7 protein-coding genes and 1 pseudogene are annotated in these 6,788 nt (G+C 59.4%); 4 read left to right on the top strand and 4 right to left on the bottom strand.

From position 1 onward, the window contains the following. Positions 1-873, bottom strand: an 873-nt coding sequence (locus RSB01_RS12735; protein ID WP_332625598.1) for an LptF/LptG family permease, incomplete at its 3' end; no start/stop codon positions are given. A 157-nt stretch (positions 874-1,030) separates the two neighbouring features. On the opposite strand from RSB01_RS12735, the pseudogene RSB01_RS12730 reads away from it, so the two are divergent. The 3 genes and pseudogenes from RSB01_RS12730 (at position 1,031) to RSB01_RS12720 (ending at position 3,593) form a co-directional block, all read left to right on the top strand. Beyond that, positions 1,031-2,454, top strand: a pseudogene (locus tag RSB01_RS12730) (leucyl aminopeptidase). 28 nt (positions 2,455-2,482) lie between these two features. Then, complete coding sequence (locus RSB01_RS12725; RefSeq protein WP_332590882.1) at positions 2,483-2,944, top strand: DNA polymerase III subunit chi; 462 nt, start codon at positions 2,483-2,485, stop codon at positions 2,942-2,944. Between the two features lie 349 nt (positions 2,945-3,293). After that, positions 3,294-3,593 carry a hemolysin gene (locus RSB01_RS12720; RefSeq protein ID WP_332619594.1) on the top strand — a complete coding sequence of 100 codons (300 nt, stop codon included), beginning with the start codon at positions 3,294-3,296 and terminating at the stop codon, positions 3,591-3,593. 56 nt (positions 3,594-3,649) lie between these two features. Here the strand turns inward: RSB01_RS12720 and RSB01_RS12715 are convergent, their stop codons facing one another. Both RSB01_RS12715 and RSB01_RS12710 read right to left on the bottom strand, forming a co-directional pair. Continuing rightward, positions 3,650-3,892 carry a DUF2164 domain-containing protein gene (locus RSB01_RS12715; RefSeq protein WP_332619595.1) on the bottom strand — a complete coding sequence of 81 codons (243 nt, stop codon included), beginning with the start codon at positions 3,890-3,892 and terminating at the stop codon, positions 3,650-3,652. Further along, on the bottom strand, positions 3,892-5,778 hold the full coding sequence (locus RSB01_RS12710; protein WP_332625597.1) for an ABC-F family ATP-binding cassette domain-containing protein: 1,887 nt from the start codon (positions 5,776-5,778) through the stop codon (positions 3,892-3,894). The genes RSB01_RS12715 and RSB01_RS12710 overlap by 1 nt, the downstream gene beginning before the upstream one ends. 135 nt (positions 5,779-5,913) lie before the next feature. Between RSB01_RS12710 and ndk the strand changes: the two genes are divergently transcribed. Further along, positions 5,914-6,333: a nucleoside-diphosphate kinase gene (gene ndk / locus RSB01_RS12705; protein ID WP_332619597.1), complete on the top strand. Its 420-nt coding sequence runs from the start codon at positions 5,914-5,916 to the stop codon at positions 6,331-6,333. Positions 6,334-6,462: 129 nt separating this feature from the next. On the opposite strand, the gene RSB01_RS12700 is transcribed toward ndk, so the two are convergent. Further along, on the bottom strand, positions 6,463-6,788 hold a 326-nt coding region (locus tag RSB01_RS12700), incomplete at its 5' end, for a M13-type metalloendopeptidase (protein ID WP_332625596.1).

Genomic DNA, 6,788 nt, shown 5'->3' with positions numbered 1-6,788 from the left:
GGCAAAGGCCATGGCCACAATGGCATAGAAGGGCGAGACGATACGGCTGTGGCCCTCGGCGGCCAGTTCGCCACGCGTACCGGCCATTTTCACGATGGCGTCGCTAGGCGCGAACAGTTCGTTCATCCACAGATCGCTGGCTTTGAAACGGATGTTCTGGTCGGTGCCGCGCGCATAGGGGGTCAGGTCGATGGCGTAGTTGTCGAAAGAAAGGTGGTTCAGCACCTCGCGGGACGAATAGCGCTGCATCGAGCCTTTTTGCATGGTCAGGACGGGGATGCCGTCGATGCGAGTAAAGCGGGCGGTTTCGGCGTCCCAGCTGGTGACGGTCTTACCGTCGTCGATATAGACAAACAGGTTCCGCAACAGGCCGTTTTGCTCGATTTGCTGGGTATAGACGGCCAGACCGTCGGGGCCTTGCACAAAGCGGCCTTCCTCGACCAGCAGTGCGGCCAGATCGGTACGGATGGCAAAGGCCTGACGGCGGCTTTCCTGCTGGCCCCACGGTTGCAGCAGCGTGGTGGTCAAAAGACCGGCCACAGTTACGATCAACGCAATGGTCATGGCCGGACGGATCAGGGCCATGCGACTCATACCGGCAGCATAGGCGGCGGTCAGTTCCTGATCGCGCTGCAGACGGGTGAGCGCAATCAGCGCACCGACGAACAAACCGATAGGCAGAATCACTGCCAGAAGCTGTGGCAGGGCAAGCAGGGTCAGCTTGGTCATCACCCAAAGGCTTTGACCACGCTCAACAATAACTTCCAGCTGTTCCAGGCTCTGGCTTAGAAGGCCAATTCCAAGCAGTGCGCCCATGGCGGCCAAAACCGGCAAGCCGATCTGGCGGAACAGATACCTTTGAATAAGAGTCATACAGTGAAAATTGCGCTGTTGAGGGGCCCGATTTGGTTGCAGGCGTAAGCGATGAGGCCCATGTAATACACGTCCGAGCGCGACGGTGGAACCATCGCTGCGCTCTAGTTCAAATCAAACGCCACCGGAGAAGTAATTCTCCGGCCGGAGAAGTTTAATGCAAATTCAGTTCGTAGCTGCCGCCGAGAAGTCACAGGTTCTCGCTGTGATGGTTCAGGAAGAGCGTCAGCTCGTGGGTCTGGGTGCCGGTCTGGACGTAGCGGCGTCGGGTGCCCTGTCCAAAGCCATGTCGTCGGGCCGCTTCAAAGGTGCCGCGAATTCTAGCCTGAACGTACTGGCTCCAAGTTCGACGATCTGGCTGTCGAAGCCTATGCCGCAACGGCCTATGCCGCTGTTAAGATGTCGGGTGCCGAAGTCCTGACCATCGATGCGACTCACCTGAGCGCCGAACAGGCGGCTCGCGCCGGTTTTGCCGCGCGTCTGGCTTCGTATCGCTTTGACAAATACCACACCAAGAAAACGGCCGACAAAAAGCCGTCCATCACGACGGTACAGGTCGTGACCGCTGATCCTGCGGCTGCCGAGGCTGCATTCGCGCCTCTGTCGGCTGTGGCTGACGCCGTGTTCTTCTCGCGCGATCTGGTGTCGGAACCGGCAAACATTCTTTATCCGGCCGAGTTCGCGCGCCGCGTGAAGGAACTGGAAGCCCTCGGTGCCAAGGTTGAAATCCTTGGCGAAGCCGAGATGGAAAAACTGGGCATGGGCTCGCTTCTGGGCGTCGGCCAAGGCTCGGTGCGTGAAAGCCAGATGGCTGTCATCCAGTGGAACGGCGGCAAGGCTGGCGAGGCTCCGATTGCCTTCGTCGGTAAGGGCGTTTGCTTCGACACCGGCGGCATCAGTTTGAAACCGGCTGACGGCATGGAAGAAATGAAGTGGGACATGGGCGGCGCTGCTGCTGTGGCCGGCCTCATGCATGCTCTGGTCGGTCGCAAGGCCAAGGTGAACGTCGTTGGCGTTCTGGGCCTTGTTGAAAACATGCCGGACGGCAACGCCCAGCGTCCGGGTGACGTGGTCACCTCGATGTCGGGTCAAACCATCGAGGTTCTGAACACCGATGCCGAGGGCCGTTTGGTTCTGGCCGATGCGCTTTGGTACACCCAAGACCGCTTCAAGCCGAAATTCATGATCGATCTGGCCACCCTGACCGGCGCGATCATCATTTCGCTGGGGCTGGAATATGCCGGTGTGTTCACCAACTCGGACGAACTGGCTGACGGCATTGCCGCTGCTGGTCCGAAGGTTGGCGAAAAGACATGGCGTCTGCCGATCCCGGCTGAATACGAGCGCCACATCGACAGCCCGATTGCCGACATGAAGAACATGGGCAATGGCCGCGCCGGTGGTTCGATTACCGCCGCTCTGTTCCTGCAACGCTTCACCAATAATGTGCCGTGGGCGCATATCGACATCGCCTCGACCGCGTGGATCAAGGATTCCAAGGTTGCGACGGTGCCGGACGGTGCTGTGGGCTGGGGCGTGCGTCTGCTCGACCAGATGGTTGCCGACAAGTACGAAGCCTAAGGCTTTTAGAATAAGGGGGTAGGGCCGGATGTCCGACACCAAAACGGAAATCTGGTTCTACCACCTCGAGCGTTCGACGCTGGATCAGGTGCTGCCGGGCCTTCTGGAGAAAACCCTCCAGAAGGGCTGGCGGGCCTTGGTGCGCGCTGGCGACAGCGGCACCGTGGATGATCTGGACGAAATGCTCTGGGTGTACCGGCCCGAGAGTTTCTTGCCGCATGGCCGTGCCGGTACGGATCACGCACAAGTGCAGCCGGTGCTTATTTCCGAATCGGGCGAGAATCTGAACTCTGCTCAGACGCTGTTCATCATCGACGAGTCAGAGCTGGGGAACACGGAAGGATTTGCACGGTGTTTCATCATCTTCGACGGTCGCAACGATCAGTCCGTTCAGCATGCCCGCAATCGCTGGCGCAGTCTGAAGGACAGCAAGGCAGAGCTACAATACTGGAAGCAAGACGAGGACGGACGCTGGGCGCGTTCGGCCTGATTTTGTCCCTTGGTCTGGCCGCCTGCGGTGGTCCGGTCGCACCAACCCTTCCGGTACAGCCCGCAGTGGCGTCATCGACCGAAAGGCCGTATTATTCGCCAGTAGAACCTTCTGCATCAAGCCGTAGCGGCGACCGTTGCAATGCTGCCGAGCTACAGTGGCTGGTCGGCCGTCAAAGAAGCGAAATTCCTGTGCCGGTGGATGTGATCAACCGCCGTGTAACCTGTACAACCTGTCCGGTGACCGAAGATCACAGGCCGGACCGTTTGAACATCTTCTATGACCGCCAAACGGGCCGCGTGCAGTCTGTTTCGTGCGGATAAACACAACAAATCAAAAGGATATGGCGATGTTTAAAGCTGTCTCTATGGTGTCTGCGGTAGCGTTTCTGGCCGTAGCGGCCTGCGCTCCGACCCCTGTAACGACGGACGAACCGATCCGCTCGGCCGATGGTTCGGCCCAGTGCCGTATCGAGGACTGGAAGTCGTGGGAAGGCAAGCCGCGCCAGTCGCTGCCCAAGGCTCCCGAAGGTCTGACCTTCCGCGTCCTGTGCGACACCTGTGCCGCCACGATGGATTACCGTCAGGACCGCGTGACCTTCAGCTATAACGATGCCACCCAGAACATCACCCGCGTCACCTGCGGCTGATAGCCAAAGCGCGGATAACAAAAGAAAAGGCCGCCCTTCTGGGCGGCCTTTTTGATTTAGCGTTCCAGACCATAAAGGGTGTCTGAAATATCCTCGACCTTGGCCCTTACGACGCTTTCGGCGTCACGCAGACCGCGATTGTAGAACATCTTGCCGACATGCTGGCCAAAATGCTCGACCAGCATTTCGGCGGCCAGTTGGCCCAGTTCCTGATCCAGTTCGGTGCTGAAATATGCGCGAACAATGCCCGCCGCGTCTCTCAACTCGTCTTTCGACAGGATCGGCGGCGGGGTTTTCATCAGGCGACCTCTGCCAGTGCTTCTTCAGCGGCAACCCACTCCTGCTCGGCCTTTTCCAGATCGGTCTGAAGCTGGGCGCGCTTGCGGCTCAGGACTTCAAACTTTTTAGGATCCTTACCGGCCGTCGCGGCCATGTCTTCATCTGCCTTGGCCATGTCCGCAGCGATAGCCGACATAGTCTCTTCGGCCTTCTTCACGGCATGACGCAGGGTCGAAGGGGACTTGCCCTTCTTTTTGTTGTTCTTGTCATTGCCGCCGGATTTGGCAGGCGCATCGGCCTTTACGGCCTCGTTCTTGACCTGCGAAGGCTTCATGCCCTGTTTGGCGCGCTCCAGAACGAACTTGGTATAGTCGTCCATATCGCCGTCAAACGGCTTCACCGTGCCATCGGCGGCCAGCCACAGGCGGTCGGCCACCAGTTCCATCAGCGAGCGGTCGTGGGTGATCAGGATCACGGCACCGGTATATTCGTTCAGCGCATCCAGCAGGGCGCGGCGGCTGTCGATATCAAGGTGGTTGGTCGGCTCATCGAGGATCAGGATGTGCGGGGCATCCATGGCGACAAGGTTCAGCAACAGGCGTGCGCGCTCGCCACCCGACAGGGCGGCGACCTTGGTGTCCTGCTTGTTGAACGGCAGGCCCCATTGGGCCAGACGCGAGCGACGGCTGTTCTCGCTGGCATCGGGCATTTCGCGCAGAATGATCTGCAACGGCGTGTCCTCGGGGTCCATCGCCTCGATCTGGTGCTGGTGGAACCAGCCCACGCGCATCTTGCCGTCGCGATGGAACTCGCCCGACTGGATGTCCAGTGCCTTGGCGATCAGCTTGGCAAAGGTCGACTTACCCGCGCCGTTGACGCCCAGAAGACCGATACGGTCATCAAGGTCCATACGCAGGTTTAGATTACGCAGGATCGGCTTGCCGGTTTCATAACCGACATTGGCATTTTCCAGACGAATAAGCGGTGGCGGCAGCGGGCGTTCCGGTGAAGGCAGGATGAACGGGGCCACGCGCTCTTCTGGCGGCAGCTCGATTCGCTCCAGCTTCTCCAGCTTTTTAACGCGCGACTGGGCCTGTGTGGCCTTGGACGCCTTGGCCTTGAAGCGGTCGATGAATTTCTGAAGGTGGGCACGTTCGACGTCCTGCTTGGCCTGGTTGGCGGCCATCAGGCGCAGCTTTTCTGAGCGCGTTTTTTCAAACGTGTCGTAGCTGCCGGTGTACAGGTCCAGCTTGCGGTTCGACAGGTGCAGGATGTGCGTACAGACCGAGTTCAGCAGGTCGCGGTCGTGCGAAATCAGCAGTGCGGTATGCGGGTAACGCTTCAGGCGCTGTTCCAGCCAGACCACGCCTTCAAGGTCGAGATAGTTGGTCGGTTCGTCCAGCAGCAGCAGGTCCGGCTCGGCAAACAGGGCCGCCGCCAATGCCACACGCATACGCCAACCGCCCGAGAAGTGGGCCATCGGGCGCTGGATGTCTTCCTGACTAAAGCCAAGTCCCACAAGGATTTCCGAGGCGCGGGCAGGGGCGCTGTCGGCGTCGATCTCGATCAGACGCATCCAGATTTCGCCCATCTCTTCCGGCTCGGCGGTTTCCAGACGGGTCAGAAGGTCGTGGCGTTCCTTGTCGGCTTCAAGAATGGTTTCAAGCACGCTGACGGGCGTGGCGGGGTGTTCCTGATCCACCGAGGCGACGCGCGCACTCTTGGGGATGGAAACCTCGTCACCATTGGCAGCCAGACCGCCAAGGATGATCTTGAATAGAGTGGATTTGCCGATGCCGTTGCGGCCGACCAGACCGACCTTAGAGCCGGGCGGCAGGCTAACCGAGGCATTGTCCAGAAACTGGCGGCCCCAGGAGCTAAAGGTCAGGTTGGTAATTTGAAGCATATCGCCCGATGAACTGTTCGTGTCGTTTGGGCCGCTTGTTACGGGAGAAATTAGACAACTGTAAGGGGGAGTTGGAAATAGGTGAGCAGAACGCTATAAGCCCGCGACCCTTTTTTCCAAACAGAAGTCACCACCATGACCGAACGTACTTTCTCGATCATCAAGCCGGACGCTACCCGTCGTAACCTGACCGGTGCAATCAACGCTGTGATCGAAAACGCTGGCCTGCGCATCGTCGCTCAACGCCGCGTCAAGCTGACCGAAGCCCAAGCCAAGAAGTTCTACGAAGTTCACGCAGAACGCCCGTTCTACGGTGAACTGGTTTCGCAAATGATCGCAGAGCCGGTCGTTGTTCAGGTGCTGGAAGGCGAGAACGCTGTTGCCAAGTACCGTGAAGTCATGGGCGCAACCAACCCGAACGATGCTGCCGAAGGCACCATCCGCAAGCTGTTCGCCCTGTCGATCGGTGAAAACTCGGTCCACGGTTCGGACTCGCTGGAAAACGCCGGCATCGAAATCGCTCAATTCTTCACCGACGCCGACATCGTTGGCTAAGTGTGACGTCGCCTGATTTCAGGCGGCAACGCGATTGAAAAAGCCCCGTCAGCATGCGCTGGCGGGGCTTTCCTTTTGCAGACTGTACAAAAAAGCCCGCAGCCGGTGAGGACTGCGGGCCTTTGTTTTTTACCAGATGCGGACGCGATCTTCCGGCTTCAGGTATTGTTTCTGGTCGGCGGTGATGCCGAAGGCATCATACCAGGCGTCGATGCTGCGCGGCGGGGTTGCAGCGCGCGCTGCACCCGGCGAGTGCGGATCGGTGGCCAGATATTCGCGCAGGGTCTCGTCGCGGATCTTGTCACGCCACACCTGCGCCCAGCCGAGGAACAGGCGCTGTTCGGCGCTGATACCATCCAGAGCCGGAGCGGGTTGACCGTTCAGGCTGCGGTTATAGGCGGCATGCGCCAGAACCAGACCGCCCAGATCAGCGATGTTCTCGCCCATGGTCAGGT

The organism is Brevundimonas sp. (assembly GCF_036659295.1).
GTDB lineage: Bacteria > Pseudomonadota > Alphaproteobacteria > Caulobacterales > Caulobacteraceae > Brevundimonas.
Note: the sequence above shows the minus strand (reverse complement) of the source record. Positions and strands in the feature narration are given on the sequence as shown.

Excerpts from the sequence above, each read along its gene's own strand:
- RSB01_RS12725 (WP_332590882.1), top strand. The coding sequence starts at position 2,483 with ATGTCCGACACCAAAACGGAAATCTGGTTCTACCACCTCGAGCGTTCG.
- RSB01_RS12720 (WP_332619594.1), top strand. The coding sequence starts at position 3,294 with ATGTTTAAAGCTGTCTCTATGGTGTCTGCGGTAGCGTTTCTGGCCGTA.
- RSB01_RS12715 (WP_332619595.1), bottom strand. The coding sequence starts at position 3,892 with ATGAAAACCCCGCCGCCGATCCTGTCGAAAGACGAGTTGAGAGACGCG.
- RSB01_RS12710 (WP_332625597.1), bottom strand. The coding sequence starts at position 5,778 with ATGCTTCAAATTACCAACCTGACCTTTAGCTCCTGGGGCCGCCAGTTT.
- ndk (WP_332619597.1), top strand. The coding sequence starts at position 5,914 with ATGACCGAACGTACTTTCTCGATCATCAAGCCGGACGCTACCCGTCGT.